The 19,843-nt window shown below is 68.7% G+C and carries 12 protein-coding genes and 1 tRNA gene; 11 read left to right on the forward strand and 2 right to left on the reverse strand.

Annotation, left to right across the window (positions count from 1 at the left end; translation table 11 throughout):
* Window positions 1–18 precede the first annotated feature (18 nt).
* From tadA to G6O68_RS01200, 7 genes are all read left to right on the forward strand, one after another.
* Window positions 19–525: a tRNA adenosine(34) deaminase TadA gene (tadA, locus tag G6O68_RS01170; protein WP_165243928.1), complete on the forward strand. Its 507-nt coding sequence runs from the start codon at window positions 19–21 to the stop codon at window positions 523–525.
* Between the two features lie 15 nt (window positions 526–540).
* Window positions 541–627: transfer RNA gene (locus G6O68_RS01175), tRNA-Ser, on the forward strand.
* Between the two features lie 663 nt (window positions 628–1,290).
* Window positions 1,291–1,677, forward strand: a complete 387-nt coding sequence (locus G6O68_RS01180) for a hypothetical protein (RefSeq protein WP_165243930.1) — start codon at window positions 1,291–1,293, stop codon at window positions 1,675–1,677.
* Window positions 1,678–1,962: 285 nt separating this feature from the next.
* Window positions 1,963–3,231: an efflux RND transporter periplasmic adaptor subunit gene (locus G6O68_RS01185; protein ID WP_240910915.1), complete on the forward strand. Its 1,269-nt coding sequence runs from the start codon at window positions 1,963–1,965 to the stop codon at window positions 3,229–3,231.
* Window positions 3,232–3,303: 72 nt separating this feature from the next.
* On the forward strand, window positions 3,304–6,468 hold the full coding sequence (locus G6O68_RS01190) for an efflux RND transporter permease subunit (RefSeq protein WP_165243932.1): 3,165 nt from the start codon (window positions 3,304–3,306) through the stop codon (window positions 6,466–6,468).
* A 409-nt stretch (window positions 6,469–6,877) separates the two neighbouring features.
* Complete coding sequence (locus G6O68_RS01195) at window positions 6,878–8,752, forward strand: TolC family protein (RefSeq protein ID WP_165243934.1); 1,875 nt, start codon at window positions 6,878–6,880, stop codon at window positions 8,750–8,752.
* Window positions 8,753–9,260: 508 nt separating this feature from the next.
* Entirely contained in the window at window positions 9,261–9,638 is a 378-nt protein-coding gene (locus G6O68_RS01200) for a response regulator (RefSeq protein ID WP_165243936.1), read from the forward strand.
* Window positions 9,639–9,669: 31 nt separating this feature from the next.
* On the opposite strand, the gene G6O68_RS01205 is transcribed toward G6O68_RS01200, so the two are convergent.
* Together G6O68_RS01205 and G6O68_RS01210 are read right to left on the reverse strand one after the other, a co-directional pair.
* Entirely contained in the window at window positions 9,670–10,665 is a 996-nt protein-coding gene (locus tag G6O68_RS01205) for an ROK family protein (RefSeq protein ID WP_165243938.1), read from the reverse strand.
* 3 nt (window positions 10,666–10,668) lie between these two features.
* Entirely contained in the window at window positions 10,669–11,289 is a 621-nt protein-coding gene (locus G6O68_RS01210; RefSeq protein ID WP_165243940.1) for a D-sedoheptulose-7-phosphate isomerase, read from the reverse strand.
* Window positions 11,290–11,441: 152 nt separating this feature from the next.
* Between G6O68_RS01210 and G6O68_RS01215 the strand changes: the two genes are divergently transcribed.
* From G6O68_RS01215 to G6O68_RS01230, 4 genes are all read left to right on the forward strand, one after another.
* Window positions 11,442–13,667 (forward strand): phospholipid carrier-dependent glycosyltransferase, encoded by a 2,226-nt coding sequence (locus tag G6O68_RS01215; RefSeq protein WP_165243942.1) that lies wholly within the window; start codon window positions 11,442–11,444, stop codon window positions 13,665–13,667.
* A 1-nt stretch (window position 13,668) separates the two neighbouring features.
* Window positions 13,669–14,091, forward strand: a complete 423-nt coding sequence (locus G6O68_RS01220) for a VOC family protein (RefSeq protein ID WP_165243944.1) — start codon at window positions 13,669–13,671, stop codon at window positions 14,089–14,091.
* Window positions 14,092–14,235: 144 nt separating this feature from the next.
* Entirely contained in the window at window positions 14,236–16,152 is a 1,917-nt protein-coding gene (locus G6O68_RS01225) for a hypothetical protein (RefSeq protein ID WP_165243946.1), read from the forward strand.
* A 196-nt stretch (window positions 16,153–16,348) separates the two neighbouring features.
* A complete protein-coding gene (locus G6O68_RS01230; protein ID WP_165243948.1) occupies window positions 16,349–19,789 on the forward strand; it encodes a hypothetical protein in 3,441 nt (1,146 codons plus the stop codon).
* Window positions 19,790–19,843 lie beyond the last annotated feature (54 nt).

Below are 19,843 nucleotides of genomic sequence, written 5' to 3' on the forward strand. Positions count from 1 at the left end.
TTTCCAGAGGGTGGTCGGATGGCAAACGGCGGCGACGCGGATGGCGGCGGTGCGGAACAGGCTCGGGACCTGGCGATGATGGATCGGGCCTTGACGCTGGCTCGCGAAGCGGCGGGGCTGGGCGAGATCCCTGTCGGCGCGGTCGTGGCCTGCGGGGGGATGGTCGTCGCCCAGGCTTACAACCTGCGCGAGACCCTGCACGACCCGACGGCCCATGCCGAGCGGATCGCCCTGACGCTGGCGGGCCGGACCCTGGGACGCTGGAGGCTCGACGACTGCACGCTCTACGTCACCCTGGAGCCCTGCGTCATGTGCGCCGGGGCGATCGTCCAGAGCCGAATCGCCAGGCTGGTTTACGGCGCGGTCGACGCCAAGGCCGGGGCCTGCCGGAGCCTTTACCGGCTGACCGACGATCGGCGGCTGAATCATCGCGTCGCCCTCTCCTCGGGCGTCCTGGAGGTGGAATGCAGCGAAATCCTGAGTCTGTTCTTCCACGAACGCCGTCTTTCCACTAAACTGCGTTGACCAGCCACGAACACCGGAGGGGTGCCTGAGTGGTTGAAAGGGCCGGTCTCGAAAACCGGTGTAGGTGCAAGCCTACCGTGGGTTCGAATCCCACCTCCTCCGCTGACGATGCCGGACATGTCCGGCCAAACGACGACGACCCTCCCATTCGTAAGAGGGTGGTGCCGTTCGTGTTGAGCCTCGGTGAATAGCCTGATCCTACCGGCTATTCTATCGCAGGCCGCTCAGACCCTACATGGAAGGGTCGAAGTGCAAACCGGGGAGCACCCCGGAGATCCTTGGATCCGGACGTGACCAGTCGATAGGGCTGGTCAGTCCTGTTAATGTGGCCGAGGTCGATCCCGCCACGAGGCCGGGACGAATCACTTTATGGCCACCCGGATTCCCAGAATTTCGAGCCCTCAGTGGATGCAGGAACGGGAATCCCGTCATGACTCCGCTTCGCGCTGCAAGCCGCCGTGCCATTCTCTGTGTCGAAAGCCACGGAAGGATGGCTTGCATTGATACTGTTGCGGCTGTTCTTTCAGTATTGTCCGAATGGTTAATCGGCTGTTCTTGGTTGTCTTTCGTCGGAGTGTCCTATGGCTGCACCATACATTGCAGGTGCCCATCGAATCGGGTGAAGAATCCGGCGTGACTCGGTCGGGATGCCAAATCCAAGCTTCAAGGGCTCTCGATGAGTCGATGAGGAAGCCGAGTTGACCAGCCAGGATCAGCTGCCTATAATCTTAAGCGTTATTCATCTGTCCCGGAGTTGGACTGCCGATGATCAAAGGGATCGTCAACTATGGTATCGCCATCTCGGCGGCCCTGGCGGTCCTGCTGACACTGATTGCTCCCGTCGGCCTCCGGACGGGCGCATCGATTCCTGCCGCTTCCTCACGCGTCCTGACGCATCGCTATCGCTCCAACTGCAAAATGGAGCGATGGAATCTCGATAAGTGTCAGCAACGACGTCTCTCCTTCGAGCTGTGTCCAACCAACCAGCTCGATTTCAAGGAAGTGATGGACGTCGACGAAGAGGAGGAATCGACCTCGGCATTCCTGCCGGTCCCGCCGTCCTTCGACCTCCTCCCCTCTCCACGTCCTGATGCGATCGGCAAGGTGAACCGCTCGTCGATCTCGGGCGCGACTCGTCCCTTGCGCTGTTGAGCCTCCCGTCCGGGGCGCTCGCACCCACGCCCGGGTGAAGTTTCGGCGGTTGCTCCGAGCAGGCCGTTGGGCCTCGACAACTCGTCGATCGTCACGTGCAAAAGGTCGCTCGTCCGGAGCGCTGCACGCGCGGCCTCGTCCGAGGTCTCGTCCGCGCCAGGTCCTGCGCGCCCCAACCCGGTCGCCATCATCGTGGGGATTCTCCTCGCGCCTTCGACGTCGGTGGTTTTCTCGACGGAACTGGGGAGGTCCCCCATCCACGAACCGCCAGGAGCAGGTCAGGCCATGAAGCGTTTCGTCCTCGCCATGCTGGGCCCTTTCCGTTTCGCCGTCCGCCGACCCATCACGACGCTGGTCCTGCTCGTCGCCGTCTCGAGCGGCGCGGTGGTGGGAGCGTCGAAGTTGGGAGTCGAGGTCCTCCCACAGCCCTACTCGCGCAGGATGCACGTCTATACCGACGATCTCGGCGCGACCGCCAGGCGGTTGAAGGGCTACCTGGTCGGCCAATACGAGCGGTACTTCCAGAAGCATGAGGAGGAGGCCCATCACGAGGCGCATCGGATCGTGGTCACCAGCCCGCAGGAGAGGGACGAGATCCTCACCGAGAAGTACGTCTGCCAGATTCATTCGCAGCGACATATTAACATCTGCGCGCTGGACGGAGGGTATCTCGAACAGGTGCTGGTGAAGGAGGGCCAGGCGGTGAAGAAGGGCGATCTCATGTTCAAGGTCGTCCCGGTGCTGTACCAGGCGAGGATGGAGGCCGAGAAGGCCGAGGCCGACCTCGCGCAGCTCGAATACAACAACACGAAGATGCTGTCCGAATCCAAGGTGGTCTCCCAGAACGAAGTGCTCCTGCTCCAGGCCAAGCTGGCGAAGGCCCAGGCGAAGGCGAGCCTGGCGAAGGCCGAGCTGAACTTCACCAACGTCCGCGCGCCGTTCGACGGGATCGTCGACCGCCTGCAACAACAGCTGGGCAGCCTCATCAAGGAAGGCGACGTCCTCACCACACTGTCGGACAACAGCGTGATGTGGGTCTATTTCAACGTGCCCGAAGCCCAATACCTGGATTACATGGACGGCCTGGATCGGCGCCACGAGAATCCCAAGGTCGAGCTGATGCTGGCCGGCGGCAGGAAGTTCGAGCAGCCCGGCAAGATCGGCGCGATCGAGGCCCAGTTCAACAACGAGACCGGCAACATCCCCTTCCGCGCGGACTTCCCCAACCCGGACAGGCTCTTGCGACACGGCCAGACCGGCACCGTGCTCCTCAGCAAGGTTTCGAAGGACGCCGTGGTGATCCCGCAGCGCGCCACCTTCGAGATCCTCGCCAAGCGCTACCTGTTCGTCGTCGGCGAGGACGGCAAGGCCCACCAGCGCGAGGTGACGATCAAGGAGGAGCTGGAGGACGTCTTCATCGTCGACAAGGGGGTTGGCGTCGGGGACAAGATCATCCTGGAGGGTGCGGCGCAGGTCCACGACGGCGAGGAGGTCGAGTACGAATTCAGCCCTCCGGAACTGGTCATGTCGCAGCTGAAGAACCGGGCCGAATAACCGCCCGGCCACGATCGCGCGATCGAGTCGGTTTGGACGACCGGTGCAGAACCCTCCGACCCTGTGAGACCCATGTTCGCGAAAATCCTCCACAGGCCGGCGCTGGCCATCGTGATCTCGACGATCATCCTCTTCCTGGGGGGGCTGTCGATCCAGACGCTGCCCATCTCCCAGTTCCCCTCCGTCGCGCCGCCCAGCGTGGTGGTGGCGATCTCGTACCCGGGCGCCAGCGCCAACGTGCTTGTCGACTCCGTGTTGATCATCCTGGAGCAGGCGATCAACGGCGTCCCGGACATGCGCTACATGGCCTCCGCGGCCACCAGCGCCGGCGAGGCGGCGATCACGATCGTGTTCGAGCCGGGCACGGACCCGAACGTGGCGGTGCTGAACGTCCAGAACCGCATCCAGACGGTGAAGAACCGCCTCCCACCCCTCGTGGAGCGGGAGGGGATCATCGTCATGCAGAACATGTCCAGCATGCTGATGTATGTGAACATCTTCAGCACGGAGGACGGGCACGACCAGAACTTCCTCTACAACTTCGCCTTCGCGAACCTCGTGCCCGAGATCAAGCGGGTGCGGGGCGTCGGCAGCGCCACGATCCTGGGCAACCGCCAGTACGCCATGCGGGTCTGGCTGAACCTGGACCGGATGCGGGCCTACAATATTTCCGCCGAGGACGTGGTGAAGACGCTGGGCGAGCAGAGCATGATCGGCTCGCCGGGCCGGCTCGGCCAGGCGACCGGGGTCAAGTCGCAGACGAAGGAGTACGTCCTCACCTGGGTGGGCCGGTACAACCGGCCGGAGCAGTACGAGGATATCATCCTGAAGGCGAACCCGGACGGCGAGATCCTCCGCCTGAAGGACGTCGCGAAGGTGGACCTGAGCGCGGCCTATTACGACATCTACTCGGACATCGACGGCCGCCCGTCGGCGGCGATCGTGCTCAAGCAACTCCCGGGCACGAATGCGTCGGTCGTCATCGAGGAGGTGAAGGAGCGGCTCAAGGAGATGAAGGAGACGTCGTTCCCCTCGGGGATGACCTACGAGGTCAGCTACGACGTCTCGAGCTTCCTGGAGGCCTCGATCGAGCAGGTGGTGCACACGCTGTTCGAGGCCTTCGTGCTGGTCTCGCTGGTCGTCTTCCTGTTCCTCGGCGACTTCCGCTCGACGCTGATCCCGACCCTGGCGGTGCCGGTGTCGCTGATCGGGACGTTCTTCTGCCTCCAGCTCTTCGGCCTGTCGATCAACCTGATCACCCTGTTCGCGCTGGTGCTGGCGATCGGCGTCGTGGTCGACGACGCGATCGTGGTGGTCGAGGCGGTCCACGCCAAGATGCACGAGAAGCACCTGTCCCCCTACCGCGCGACCCAGGAGGTCATGGGAGAGATCAGCGGCGCGATCATCGCGATCACGCTGGTCATGACCGCGGTCTTCGTCCCGGTGACGTTCATGACCGGCCCGGTGGGGACCTTCTACCGCCAGTTCGGCATCACGATGGCCACCTCGATCGTCCTGTCCGGCGTCGTCGCCCTGACGCTCACGCCCGTGCTCTGCGCGATGCTCCTCAAGCCGCACACCGGCCACAAGAGCCGCACCCCGCTGGCGATCTTCCTGCGGCTCTTCGACCGCATGGTCGAGAAGGTGACCGGGGGCTACGCGAGCCTGCTGAAGACCCTGGTCCCGCGCCGGCTGCTGACGATGCTGGTGATCGGGGCCTTCGGGTTCGGCATCGTGGCCGTGAACACGCACCTGCCGACGGGCTTCATCCCGCTGGAGGACCAGGGGATGATCTACGCGGTCCTCCAGACCCCCCCCGGTTCGACGCTCGAGTACACCAACAGCAAGTCTCACGAGCTTCAGCAGATCGCCGAGAAGATCCCGGGGATCGGCTCGGTCTCCTCGCTGGCCGGCTACGAGGTCCTGACCGAGGGCCGAGGCTCGAACGCCGGGACCTGCCTGATCAACCTGAAGTCCTGGGCCGACCGCAAGATGACCTCGAAGGAGATCATCGAGCGGCTCGAGCACGACTGCCGCGCGATGTCGGACGTGAAGCTCGAATTCTTCGAGCCGCCCGCGGTGCCGGGATTCGGGGCGGCCGGCGGGTTCTCCACGCGGGTGCTCGACAAGACGAACTCGATGGACTACAAGCGGCTCGGCGAGGTCACCGACAAGTTCATGGCCGCCCTATCCAAGCGCAAGGAGGTGAAAGGCCTGTTCACCTTCTTCGCCAGCAGCTATCCCCAATACGAGATCGTCATCGACAACGACAAGGCGATGCAGAAGGGAGTGTCCATCGGCAAGGCGATGGACAACCTGTCGATCGTGGTGGGCAGCACGTGGGAGCAGGGCTTCGTCCGCTTCGGCCAGTTCTACAAGGTGTTCGTCCAGGCCTTGCCGGAGTTCCGACGCTACCCGGAGGACTTCCAGAATATGTTCGTCAAGAACGACAAGGGGGATATGGTCCCTTACTCCGCGTTCATGACGCTCAACAAGCGGCAAGGCCTGAACGAGATCAATCGCTACAACCTGTATCCTTCCGCCGCCATCCAGGGCTCGCCGGCCCGGGGCTACAGCAGCGGCCAGGCGATCCAGGCGATCGAGGAGGTCGCCGCCCAGACCTTGCCCCCCGGCTTCGGCCTGGGCTGGGAGGCCCTCTCGTACGACGAGGCGAAGAAGGGGAACCTGGCGATCTTCATCTTCCTGATCGTCGTGGTCTTCGTCTATCTGGTGCTGGTGGGCCAGTACGAGAGCTTCATCCTGCCGCTGTCGGTGATCCTGTCGCTGCCGATCGGGATCTTCGGCTCGTTCTTCTGCCTCCAGGCGATGGGGCTGTCCAACGACGTCTACGCGCAGATAGGCCTGGTCATGCTGGTCGGCCTGCTGGGCAAGAACGCGATCCTGATCGTCGAATTCGCGGTCCAGCGGCGTTGCGAGGGGCTGAGCATCCGGGAAGCCGCGATCGAAGGAGGGAAGCTGCGTTTCCGGCCGATCCTGATGACCTCCTTCGCCTTCATCGCCGGCCTGATCCCGCTGGTCAGGGCCAGCGGCCCGGGGGCGATCGGCAACCGCACCATCGGCACCACCGCGGTCGGCGGCATGCTCCTCGGCACGGTGATCGGCGTGCTGGTCATCCCCGGGCTCTATTACCTGTTCGGCAGGATGGCGGACGGACGGAAGCTCTTGCAGGACGAGTCGGACGCACCGTTGAGCGAGATCGTCGGTCATGATTCCTGAGCCGGATGGCCTGGTGGTCGCACCGGAGGCCGAGCCCCAGCGGGCGCCAGGCCCCTCGGTTGCAAGCAAGAGGCGTCGACGGCGCTTCGCGTCGAATTCGGGTTGACGGCTGCATGAGGTTCTTTTAAAGGAAGCAGGAGACATGCTCCCAGTTCGTCCGCGGGGCGATCCTCGCCCTGGAGTCGGGCCCCGTTCCCATCTCGGCCCTCGCTTACCTAGGACAATCCTTCGCGTCCGCTCGGCGGGTCCCCTTTGGGGGTCTCCACACGCGTGACGATCGGTCAGGACGGTTGCACGAGGCTTGACGCCCGCCAGGATGGCCGGGTCGCCCGAGGTCCATCGGGCCTTTCATCTTTTCGCCACGAGAGGTCGCGGCGCCCTCGGGGCGAAACCTACAAGGATGCAGCGGATGAACTGGTTCCCATGCCCGAGGGCCGACAGGCCCTTGAAGCCCGTCGCGGCGATCGCCATCGCCTGCGGTTTCCTGCTGGTGCTGCCGTCGTGTTGGATCCCCGCGCAGAGGAGGCCCAAGCCGGGGCCGGGAGTGCTGGACTCCTACGACCTGCGCAAGGCGGACCCGCAGTCCGACCTGCCGCCGGTCTTCGAGGCGGCGGACAGCGCGGAGAGCTCGGCCGCCCTGAGGGTCGAGGAATTCTTCGATGATCCCATGCTCGTCGAGCTAATGCGCCAGGCGATCGCCGGCAATCAGGAGCTGAGGATCCTGTCGGAGAACGTCCAGATCGCCAGCAATGAGATCATCGCCCGGAAGGGGGCCTACCTCCCCTCCATCTCTCCCGCGGGGGGGGCGTCGATCGATAAATTCAGCCAATTCACGATCCCCGGGGCCGCCATCTTCAGCGACGAGTACGCGCCCGGCCGGTTCCTCCCCAACCCGCTCCCCAACTTCACCCTGGCCCCGCTGTTCCTCTGGACCCCGGACGTCTGGTGGCAGTTGCACAACGCGCGCGACGCCGCCGTCATGCGCTATTACGCCGCCGCCGAGAGCCGGAATTTCTTCACGACCCGTCTCATCGCCGACGTCGCGGGCAGTTACTACCAGCTCATGGCCCTCGACAAGCGACTCGAGATCCTGGACCAGACGATCGAGATCCAGGAACAGAGCCTGGAGACGGCGAGGACCGTGAAGGAAGGCGCACGCGGCACCGAGCTGCCCGTTCAGCGTTTCCTGGCCGAGGTCCGCAGGAACCAGAGCGAGAAGCAGATCGTCCGCCAGGACATCATCGAGGCCGAGAACCGCATCAACTTCCTCCTGGGACGCAATCCCCAGCGGGTCGAGCGGATGACCGGGGACTTCATCGACCTGAAGCTGCACGACTTGAGTCTGGGCGTGCCCGCCGAGCTGCTCCGCAACCGGCCCGACATCCGCCAGGCCGAACGCGAGCTGGCGGCCGCGGGGCTCGACGTGCTGGTCGCCCGGAAACGCTTCTATCCCCAGGGGTTCATCTCCGCGACCGTCGGCTACCAGAGCTTCGACCCCAGGTACATGTTCCTCACGCCGGAAGGCCTGATTGCGGGGGCCGCCAGCAACGTGCTCGTGCCGTTCATCAACCGGAAGGCGATCAAGGCCGACTACCTGACGGCGGACGCCCGCCAGTTGCAGGCCGTCTACAGCTACCAGCGGGTCGTCCTCAACGCCTTCGTCGAGCTGGTGAACCGCCTCGCCCGGGTGGAGAACTACCGCAGCAGCATCGAGGTCCGGCGGCGGCAGTTGGACGCCCTGGAAGAATCGGTCCGCGTCGCGATGAGGCTCTTCCAGTTCGCCCGCGCCGATTACGTGGACGTCCTCTTCGCCCAGCGCGACCTCCGGGACGCCCGAACGGTGCTCGTCGAGACCAAGCAGCAGGAACTGGTGGCCGTCATCGAGACCTATCAGGCCCTCGGCGGCGGCAACTACCTGTTCCCGATCCCCGTCCCGAGGCCGATGCAACCGTTCTGGCATCGCTTCCGGACGCACAAGACGCCGGCGGAGGAGGCGGCCCCGGTTCCGATCGGCCCGCCCGTCACGCCGAGCATGCCGGAGCCCCCGATGAGCCCGGAGGCGGAACCGTTCACCGACCCGCTCGGGACGTCGACGGGGGACAAGATCCCGGCCCCGCCGCCTTCGACGCCGCCGGGGGGCGGCCTCCCGGACCCCTTGCCGACGCCCTCGGCCGATCGGGCCCTGGCAACGCCGACGTCTCCTGCGGCCGATCGCATCTCGATACCACCCCCGTCGCCGCCGGCGGGCAGCCTGCCCGACCCGCTTCCCACGCCGGTGGAATGATGGAAGGTTGAGGGGACGCGCCTCCGGCGATCGTCCCCGAAATGCCTCGCCGCGTCGGGATCGTCGCCCGACCGATTGTCTCGCGCCGCCGTTTCGTGTAGGATCGATCCATCATGAATTTCAAGCATCCGTCATCGGGATCGACCGACTCCATGCGGCAGTCGAGTCGAGGTCGGTTGCGCCCATGGGATTCGCGGGAATCCAGACGTCGCTCGTCGCTCCTCCTGCATTGCGGATTGACCGGATCCTCAAGTCTGAGTATTTCAACCGTCGCTCGCCCCTGAGCGGATTCCGCTTCAACGTCCCTCACCGGTCCGGCCCGACTCGCTCGCTCGGTACGATCTTTTGTGCAAGTTCTCGTCGGCTTTGGCGGACGACTCGATGTATTGGCGGGCGGCGATGGCGGGTCGACGGCCTTCTCGGAAGGTCGAGCGATCCGCGCCTTGTTCGAGAGACGACCCGGAGGCGACCCGTGGATCATTTTGCGAACGCTAACGGAGACTCGGCGGTGGCGACCGGGCTCAAGGTCTTGATCGTCGACGACAACGTCGACGCGGCGACGATGTTCGCCATGCTGATCCAGTTCGAAGGGCACGACGTCAGGACGGCCTTCAACGGTGCCGACGCCATCGAGTCGGTCCGCGGCTTCACGCCCGACGCCGTCTTCCTCGACATCAGCCTTCCCGACATGAACGGCTACCGCGTGGCCGAGCTGCTGCGCCGGATCCCCGAGCTGGACAAGGCGATGCTCGTGGCCATGACCGGCTACAGCACCGACGAGGACCAGGACCGCTCCCGCGAGGCCGGGTTCGACCACCACGTCGTCAAGCCGGCGGACCACGAGCACGTCAAGCACTTGCTCGATCAGGCGGCCTGCCGCCGATAAGGCCGTCGTCCGTCATCCGCCGGGATCTCGTTCAGGAGGCGGCGGCCAGGGCGTCGCCGGCCAGCTCGATCGCACCGTGGACGACGACCTCCTCCCCCAGCACGGCGGGGAGCACGTCGAACGATCCGCGGAACGGCCGGAACACCTGGGCGTCGAGCGACTCGCGGATCGGCCGGAACCAGAGATCCTCGCCGATCAGGGAGACGCCGCCGCCGAGGATGATACGCCTCGGCGCGAGCAGCGCGACGGCCTGCCCCAGCGCGAAGACCAGGGCGCGGCGGGCCCGATCCAGGATCTCCCGGCTGAGAGCGTCGCCGGCTTCCGCCGCCCTGGCGATCTCGACCGCGGTGATGCGTTCCGGGAGCCCCGCCGCGTCCAGAACGCTCCAGCGTTCGCCGCGAGCCGCGACGGCCTCGGCCTCGCGCCGGGCGAGCCGGCCGATCCCCCATCCCGAGGCGACGGCCTCCAGCTCGGGCCATTCCTCGCGGGAGGCCGGATCGGGCGAGGGGACTCGCAGGTGGCCGATCTCGGCCGCTCCCCGCCCCGCCCCGCGATAGATGCGGCCGTCGAGGATCAAGGCCCCGCCGATCCCGCTGCCGATCGTCAGGTAGAGCAACGGCGAGCATCCCACGCCCGCGCCCAGGCGCGATTCGGCCAGCCCGGCGACGTCGGCGTCGTTGTGGACCGTGACGACCGGGACGCCCAGGGTCTCGCGAATCCAGTCGGCCAGCGGAAAACCGGTCCAGCCCGCGACCTGGAACGAGGTCTCCGTCCGGCCCGCCTCGGCGTCGACCGGGCCGCCGAAGCCGACGCCCGCGGCCTGCACGCTTCCGGCCTCGATCCCGGCCTCGGCGCGCAGTACGTCGAACATCTCGCGGATCGAGCGGCGGATGCCTTCGGCGCCTCGGGCAGGGTCGATGGACGACCGTTTCAGGATCTCGATCGAGCCCGGACGTCGGGAGAGGCCGAGCTGGAGTTTCGTCCCGCCGATCTCGACGCCGAGCCGCCATGCCGCATCGCCGGCCACGGCCTAGAGGCCCGCCCTGGCGCCGTTGCGAGCGGCCGGGCGATGCTTGGCGGCGAACCGCCGGTGGAGGTCGTCGATCAGCCAGTGGAAGACGACCTGATGGAGGGATTCGACGATCCCCATGTCGTCGATGCCGACGTGCAGGTTGTGGGTGTTGATCGCCTGGAGCTTCCCGCCCGAGAAGCCGGTGAAGCCCACCGTCTCCATCCCGTGCTCGTTCGCCCACTCGACGGCCCGCAAGATGTTCGGGCTGTTGCCGGAGCCGGAGATGGCGATCAGGACGTCGCCGGGCGAGGCCAGGTTCTTGAGCTGTTCGAGGAAGATCCGCTCATAGCCCTCGTCGTTGGCCCAGGCCATGATGCCGGCGGTGTTGTCGGTGAGGCTCAGGACCTTGAGCCGCTTCTGGGACTCGAAGTCGCAGAGGGTGCACTTGGCCAGGTCCTCGCAGAGATGCGAGGCGTTGGCACCCGAGCCGCCGTTGCCGATGATGAAGACGAACCGGTTCGCGTCGTAGGCCCTCTCGATGACCTCGCTTACGTTCTCGACGGAGCGGGCGTCGAGCCTCGCGATCTCGTCGCGCACGCGAGCCAGGTAATCGGCGGCCGACAGCGTCTGTCCCAGCATCAGCGGCACTCCCTCCCGCAACGGGCGCACTCGCCGCCCCGAATCCTGCGATCCCTCTCCGCGCCGGGATCATAGCAGCAGGTTCCGCAGCGTGTAAAGTAGAGACCTGCGTGGGCGCGGAGTCGGCGAGTCCGGGGGGATCGACGCGGAACATGATGGTCCTGACATTCCTCCTCGGCAACACGCTCGTCCTGCTCGGCGGATGGTGGGGCGCGACGCTCGGCCTTCGACAGCCGCCGGGGCCGCCCCGGCTGCTGGCCTCGGCCTTGCTCGCCTGGGTCTGGACCACGGTGGGCGTCCAGTTCCTGGGGACGCTGGGGGTCTTGCACGTCGGCGGGCTGCTGGCCTGGGCGGCGTCGGGCGCGCTCCTGGGCCGGGCGAGCGGCCTCGGCAGGCCGGCTATCGAGGCCCCTCCGCCGGCCGACGCCGAGGCGATCGGCCGGGAGGGATGGTTCGCCGTCGGGCTGGCCCTTTGGGCGGCCCTCGTCCTGGGGACGTCATCGCTGCTGATGCCGGTCAAGGTGGTCAGCGACGGGCCGATCTACCACCTGTACTTCGCGGCGCGTTGGTGGAAGGAGGGGCGTCTGTTCCTCGTGGCCTCGCCGTTCGGCGAGAGCGCGGCGACCTACTTCCCGGCCAACGGCGACCTCTGGTTCGCCTGGCTGATGACGACCTGGGGCGGCGACCGACTCGCCCGCGTCGGCCAGGCTCCGTTCCTCCTGATGGCCTGCGTAGCGGCCTTCGGCTGCGCCCGCGAGTTGGGGGCCGGGCGGACGGCCGCGCTGGTGGCGACCTCCTTGTTCGCCACGGCCGGCCCGTTGCTCCTGTTCACGTTCGAGGCCAACGTTGACACGATCTTCGTGGCGGGCTATCTCACGGCCGCTTTCTACTTCCTCCGCTACGGTCTGGGCCGGGACGACTGGCCCGCACTCCTGCTGGGAGGGTTGGCGGCCGGCGAGGCCCTGGGGACCAAATCGGTCGGCAACCTGTTCGTGCCTCCGCTGGTCCTCGTCGGTTGCTGGGCCGTCGCGAGGCGGACGCGGAGGATCCCGCCGACGTTGAAAGGGTCGGCGGTCATCGTGGCCGGGGTCGCGGCGACCTCCATGTTCTGGTACGCGCGGAATGCGATCCTGACCGGCAACCCGCTGTATCCCCTGACGGTGAAGGTCGCGAGCCGGACCTGGCTTTCGGGCTGGTACGGGTCTGAGGCTATGCGGGAGAGCATCTACTTCATCCCCGTCTCCAACTGGCGGGCGCTGGTCGACACCCTGGTCGGCGTCCTCGACGCTCGCTCGGTCCCGCTCTGGCTGGCGGCGGTCCTGGGCGTCTGGGCTCTTGGACGGCGACGCGACCGGGGGGACGGTTGGGTCTGGACCTTCGCCCTGGGGGCCTTGCTCAATGTGTCGCTTTACTGGCTGTTCATCCCGTACAGGACGCAGCAACGGTTCATGCTGCAGGGGCTTGGGCTGGCCGTCGTCCCGCTCGCCCGGCTGCTCGACCGGGGCCGTTGGCTCCGTGTCGCGGCGACCTTGATCCTGGCGTTGCACCTGACGACGCCCCAGTCCTGGCCGTTCGGCCCTCGCGACGCCGACATCCCCTGGGACCTCACGCCCCAGATCCCCAACGCCGTGGGCGCGATCCTGCCGCTGGCGTCCGACCTGGCGCGGCTGGCCGCCGCCCGGTCTTCTCAGGACGTCCTCGCCGCGTTCGACGTTCCCGCGCTGGCCCTGGTCGCGGGGCTTCTCGTCTGGACCATCTCGCGCCTGTGGCGGGGGCTCCGCGGCCGCGCGACCTGGGGTGCCGGGCTGACGGCGATCGCCCTGCTCGCGGCCGTCGGCTGGTCGCAGGTGGCCCCCTTCGCCCGCGATCCGAGGCTTCTCGCCTTCCCGGCGTTCCCGGACTTCTATCGGGGATGGATGGAGCTGGACGCGCGGTCCGGTCCGTCGGGCTCGCGGGTGGCGTACGCCGGAACCAACATCCCCTACTATCTGCTGGGGGCGGGGCTCCGGAACGACGTCCGATACGTGAACGTCGAGGGCCCTCGGGGCTGGCTGATGCACGACTTCCATCGAAGGGCCGTCGCCGAGGGGCGGGGCGAATGGCCCAACTCCCGCCCCGGCTGGGATCGCGAACGTCCCGACTACGACGCCTGGCTCGCGAACCTCCGGGCCGAGGGCGTGCAACTCCTGGTCACGACCCGAGTGAACCCGGGCGAGGGTGCCCACAACGTCGCCGACCCGGAGGGGTTCCCGATCGAGCGCGGTTGGGCCGACACCCACCCCGAGTCGTTCGAACCGCTCTACGGCGCCCGCGAGGGCGACCCCTGGTTCCGTTTGTACCGGATTCGGACGGGCGGTGAATCGAAGAGGGAGATGTGAGATGAAGCCTCGGATCAGCGTGATCACCCTCGCCGTGGAGGACCTGGAACGGTCCCTACGGTTCTACCGGGACGGCCTCGGGCTGGCGACGGAGGGGATCATCGGGACGGAATTCGAGCACGGTGCGGTGGCGTTCTTCGACCTCCAGCCGGGCCTCAAGCTGGCGATCTGGCCGCGTGCGAGCTTGGCACACGACTCCGGAGTCGCCCTGCACCCCCCGAGCCCGACCGAGTTCACGCTCGGCTGCAACTTCGCCTCTCGGGAGGAGGTCGACGCCGTGATGGCGAAGGCGGCCGGCGCGGGGGCTGCGATCGCGAAGCGTGCCGGCGGGACCTTCTGGGGCGGCTACGCCGGCTATTTTCTGGACCCCGACGGCCATCTCTGGGAGGTCGTCTGGAATCCGCACATGCCGCTCGCCGATTAAGCCTCGCCCGCGACTTTCGGACGAAATCGAGAATCTCGCACGGATCCCCGCGCCGGCCGCCACTGATATTGGCGGAGACGAGAGGACGCGACGACGGCCGGGCGATCCCGGCGGGGCGATCGCGAGGGTGCGGGGGGATTTGCGATGCGACTGACCTTGAGGACGCTGTTGGCCTGGCTCGACGACACGTTGCCGCCGGTCCAGGTGCGGGAGATCGGCAAGCAGGTGGGGAGCAGTCCGCTCGCCCAGGAACTCGTGCAACGGATCCATCGGGTGACCCGGCAGCGACGGCTCACGGTGCCGAGCAAGAACGGCCCGGACGCGACCGACCCCAACCTTGTCGCCAGCTATCTCGACAACGACCTGAACGCCGAACAGGTCGCCGAGTATGAGAAGAAATGCCTGACGTCGGACGTCAACCTGGCGGAGGCGGCCAGCGTCCATCAGATCCTGAGCCTGCTGGGCCAGCGGGTGCAGGTCCCGCCCGAGGCTAAGGGGCGGATGTACCTCCTCGTCAAGGGACGCGAGGCCCATGCCGCCTCGGCCGAAGAAGGGGAGCCCGCGGCCGACCCCAGGACGCAGCCGATCGTGCCCTGGGTCGTCCAGGGCCCCGCGCGGTCGCACTGGCTCGAACGCTTCGGGCCGCTGGCGGCCTGCCTGGCCTTGATCGCGCTCCTGAGCTGGTCGGCCTACGAGAGCCTGAAGTCGGACGATTCGGCCGCGCCGACGATCGCCCGGGACGTGCCGTCGCGCATCGGAGCCCGGGGCGGACCGGCGGAGCCGGCCGTCGCGGCGGTCGAGCCTCCCGCCCCTCCCCCCGTGGTCCCGACGGAGGCCGTCAAGGACGAGGAGCCGGCCCCGGAGGTCGCCGCCGAGGAGCCCATGCCCGAAGCCGCCGGGGCCGACGCGGCGACCACGCCCGTCGCGGCGGCCGTCGATGTCCCCGACGGGGCCGCCGCGGTGATCGCGCACATCGACGGGATGCTCCTGCGCTACGACGGCGAGTCCCGGGAGTGGGTCCGGAGCCGCGAAGGCGACTCCGTGCCCCCGGGCGACCGCATCATCGCCCCGCCCCCGTTCGCAGGACGGCTGGCGACCGCCAACGGCGCGTTCGACGTGCTGGAAGACTCCGAGGTGCGCCTGCTCGCCGCGGCGACCGACGGGGGCCCCGCCCTGGAACTGGTGCGGGGTCGGCTCCTGGCCGAACCGTCGACTTCCGGCGGGCCGTTGCACGTCGCGTTCCAGGGCCGCACCGTGGACCTGGAACGCCCGGCCGACCTGGCCGTCGGGTTCGAGTCCGACGCCCGTTGGTCGTACGGAGTCAGCCCGAGCGACGCCCCCTCGCTGACCATCCACGTCGGACCCGGCGGCGAGCTGGCGATCAAGGGCGTCAAGGCGACCGAGACGGTCAAGGGCCCGGCCTCGGTCCGGCTGAACGCCGCCGGCGCCGTGGAGCGCCTGGAAGGCGCGAACGCTCCGGAATGGCTCGCGGGGGCGCCGACCTCGGCCGAGCTGACTGCCCTCCGGGAACGCTGCCTGAAGGAGTTCGCCGAAGACCGTCCGGTCCTCGCCGACATCGTGTCGGCGACCGAGAACGAGGACCCCGACGTGAAGCGGATGGCCGTCGCCGCCCTGAGGGGGCTCGGCGACCTTTCGCTGCTCACCCCGATCCTCGATCGCCCCGCCGATCCCGAGGCGCGTCAGGCCGCCATCGCCGCGATCCGCGAGGAGCTTGCGGCGGGCGAGGCGGCGTCTCGGCGGGCCTGGGAGCAGCTCCAGCTCGATTTCGGCGCGGTCGACCGCAACCGCCTGGGCAAGCTCCTGCTGGGCTTCCCGGCGGCCGACGCGGCCAGCGCCGAGACGCTGGAGTCGCTCGTCCAGGACCTCGCGCCGACCGAAGAATCGCTGGCCGTCCGCGAACTGGCGATCGACAACCTGAAGCGGCTGACCGGTCGCGAGGCCCCCGCCTACGACGTCGATCGGCCCGAACAAGGTTACGCCGCCTGGCGTAAACTCCTTGACGACCGCCAGCTCAGGCCGGCGGCCCCCGCCGCGAAGTGACCCGCGAGGGCGTCGGGTCCGTCCCGACTCGGGGGCGGCCCGGCGGCCGCGCGTTTCCTGGAAAGGGGGCGGTCTGCGTGGTATATTCCAGTCGCGGCGACGCTCGCGTCGGGTCGCCCGCTCCCGTCGCCCCCGCCGGCGCCGATCCCGAACCGCAACATCGCGCCGGGCATCCTGTCCAACGAGTGCTGATGCGTTGAGAGACTCGACACCGTCCGGGATTTTGGGCGTCCGCGTCGCGCTGCTCGTCGCCTGCTGGGCGGCCGTCGGGACGGCCCGCGGCCAGCAGCCCGCGCCGGTCGTCCCGGCCCCGATCGAGGCCGCACCCCCCGCCGGGCCGACCCCGGCCACGCCCGCATGGCCCCGCGAGGTGATCATCCTCCAGAGGGCGGCCGACGCCGAGGAGTTCTGGAGGAAGATCGTCGCGCCCGACTGGATCGTCACCCGCCCCACCCCCGAGCGCATGAAGGCCGCCGCCGACGGGGTGCGCGACCCGGCCGGCTCGAACGTGGAGGCCGTCCAGGTCAGGGGGACCGTCGAGGGCGACCGCGCCCGGGTGGAGCTGACGATCGCCTGCGCCCTCCAGGAGTCCGGACCTGCGTGGGTCCCGCTCGGGATCGACGGCTCGATCGTCCTGGGCGGACGCGAAGGCGATCGCGAGCTGGAGATGCGGCTGGGGGCGGGCGAGCGGTGGGAAGCCAGGCTGGAAGGCGCCCGGACGCACCGGCTCCGGATCGAGCTGACGGCGCCGATCCGGATCAACGCCGAGCGACGGTCTCTGGACCTGGCGATCCCCATGGCCGCCGCGACCTCCTTCGATCTGGTGCTCCCCAGGAGGGCCTACGACGTCGAGGCCCGCCCCGGCGAGCCCGTCCGGCCGACGCCCGCCGCGGAGGGCGACGGCGTCCTGGCCTCCGCCAGCGTCTCCCCGAGGTCCCCCCTCGTCGTGAGCTGGAGCGAGCCGGGCGAGGCCGGCGAGCGAGCCGCGCCACTGCTCTCCGCCCAGGTCGAGATCGCCGTCGACGTGGATGCGGAGTCGGTCGCGGTCCGATCGTCCTGGGCGATCGCCTGCGCCCGGGGCGTCGCCCGCGGCCTCCAGATCCGCCTGGAGGACGACGAGGCCGTCTCGCGGATCCAGCTCAACGACCAGGTGCCGGCCTCGGGGATCGAACGTTCCCAGGGGGGCAACCTGCTGACGATCCAGCTCGCCGAGCCGATGCGCGCGGGCGAGTCGCGGCGGCTGGTCCTGGAGACGCGCAGGCCTTCGTCGGGCTCGCGGGTCCTGCACTTCTCGGGGTATCCGCTGGCCGACGCCGGCGAGCAGTCGGGATTCCTCGGCGCGACCTGCACCGGGCCGAACCTGTTCGTGAGCGTGGTCAAGTCCCAGGGCCTGCGGCGGATCGACCCCCGCGACCTCCCCACGGCGTTGAAGGCCCGTCCCAACACGACCCTGGCCCTCCAGTTCCTGGAGCAGCCCTTCGACCTGGCGATGGGAGTGGAGGACGCCCCGCCCCTCTTCGCGACGTCGGCGACGGCCGAACTCTCGATCGACCCCGACGTGGTGCGCAACGAGACGACGCTCCTCGTGCGGCGAGTGCGGGGGACCCTGTTCGAGATCGAGGTGGCCGTTCCGGCGGACATGAAGGTTGTCTCGGTCGGGCCGCCGGACCTCGTCGAGTCCGCCACGCCGCCCCAGCCGGGGGCGACGGCCGGCGGCGACCCCGCCGCGGGCCGCGTGCTGAAAATCCGCCTCACGCCCCAGGGGAGAGACCGTCCGTCGTTCGCCCTGAAGCTCTCGGGGCGTCAGGCCGCGCCGGGGCCGGGAGATGCGAGTCTCGGCCTGTTCGCGCCGCAGGGCGCGGTGTCGACGTCCAGCGCATTCGTCGTTCGCGCCGGCCGCGACGTCGGCCTTGAGCCGCGCGACCCCGCGCTCGTCAAGGAAACGGCGGCCGAGGCGTCGCCCGCGGCCGCGTCGAAGTCCGAGGCCGACCCCGGCCCGCCCCCGCTCCGGCTCCAGACCGGCCGCAACCCGGCCACGCTCGACCTCCGCCTCGAACGCCGGCCCTTGATCGTCCGCCGGCGGACCAGGCTCGCGGCCCGGGTCTCGCGGCGCACCGTCGAGGTTCGTCAGGAGACGACGTTGCAGGTCCGCCACGGGGCGCTCGCCTCGCTCGACGTGGTCGTCCCCGAGGGCGTCTCCGCCCGCTGGGAGGCTTCCGGGGACAAGCAGCCGATCCGAACCGAGGACCTGGAGGACGCCAAGTCCGGCGCGCGACGGGCTCGCCTCCTGTTCGACCGCCCCGTCGTCGACGCCGCCTCGTTGACCTTCCAGTACCGAATCCCGCTGGGAAGGCCTCTCGACACGGCCGCCCCGACCGCCCTGCGCATCCCCTGGATCGAGCCCGAGACGGGCGAGCCCGGCGACTGTCTCGTCGAGCTGGCTTCCGACCCGGAGGTCCAACTCGTCGTCGACGATCCCGCCTGGGCCGAGGTCGACGAGGAAGCTCGCATCGGAGCGCGCTCGATACGAGCTTTCCGACTGGATCGGGATGACGCCGCCGAGGGCCTGGCGGTCTCGGCGCGGCTGGCGGAGGCCGTCGCGCTGCCCCCCGTGGTGGCCTCGCGGGCGCTCATCCGATCGACGCTCGAACCCGAGGGGGACCTTCGCGTGCGCGCCTGGTACGCGGTCGATTCCCACCCCGCGTCGATCGCGATCACCCTCCCGGAGGGTGCCCGCTGGCTCCGAGCCCGGGTGGACGGGAAGACCCTGGAGCGGATCGACCTGGGCCCGGGCGGTGCGGCGAGCCGGCTCGACCTGCCCGCCGAGTCGGCCGCCCGGCCGGTCCTGGTCGACCTGGAATACCACCTGCCGGCCGCCTCGGTCCGTCGGCCCTGGCTGGCCCCCGCGCTGCTCGACGGAGCCGAGGTGCTTCAGACCTACTGGCTCGTCCAGGTCCCCTGGAGCCAGGCCGTGGCGGGCCAGCCTCGCGGGTGGGCCGACGAGAACGAGTGGTACTGGGACGTGTACGCCTGGAAGCGAAGGCCCGTCGCGGGCTCGGCCAAGCTGATCGCCTGGGCCGCCGGACCCTCCGCCCCGGCGGCGGCCGTCGACGACGCCCTCGACGTCGAGGACGCCTCCCACGGTTATCTCTTCAGCCGCGCGGGGCCCCCTTCGCCGATCCATCCGTGGGTGGTCTCGCGCGCCTGGACCGTGCTCGTCTGCTCGGGACTGGCGCTGGCCGCGGTCGCGGGGCTGACGTTCGTCCCTTCGTCGGCCCCCTGGATCCTCGGCGCCGCGGCGGCCGTTGGGCTGTCGGCGGCCATGTTCCTGCCCGCCGGCGTCTTCGCCCTGGTCATCCAATCCTCGAGCTTCGGCGTCGCGCTTGGGCTGCTGGCCTACCTGGGCCGTCGGATGGCGCTGCGAGAGGCGGCCGCCGCGGCCCCGCCACGACCGGCCGGCGGCCCCAACGTCGTCGTGCCAGACACCTCCCAGCGATCCGTGGGGGTCGGATCGGACGACTCGACCGCGATTCGTGTCCGGACTTCCTCGACCATGGATTATCTCTCGCCGCCGTCCGGCCTCGAGGCCGACCCCCCGCTCAGCTCGCGTCGCGAGCAGGGCCTCAGGACGGAGTGACGTCGATGAAGGCCCCCCGGTCGAGGCTCTCCCTACTCAAGTGGCTCCTCGCAA

Source organism: Paludisphaera soli, from assembly GCF_011064595.1.
GTDB classification, from domain to species: domain Bacteria; phylum Planctomycetota; class Planctomycetia; order Isosphaerales; family Isosphaeraceae; genus Paludisphaera; species Paludisphaera soli.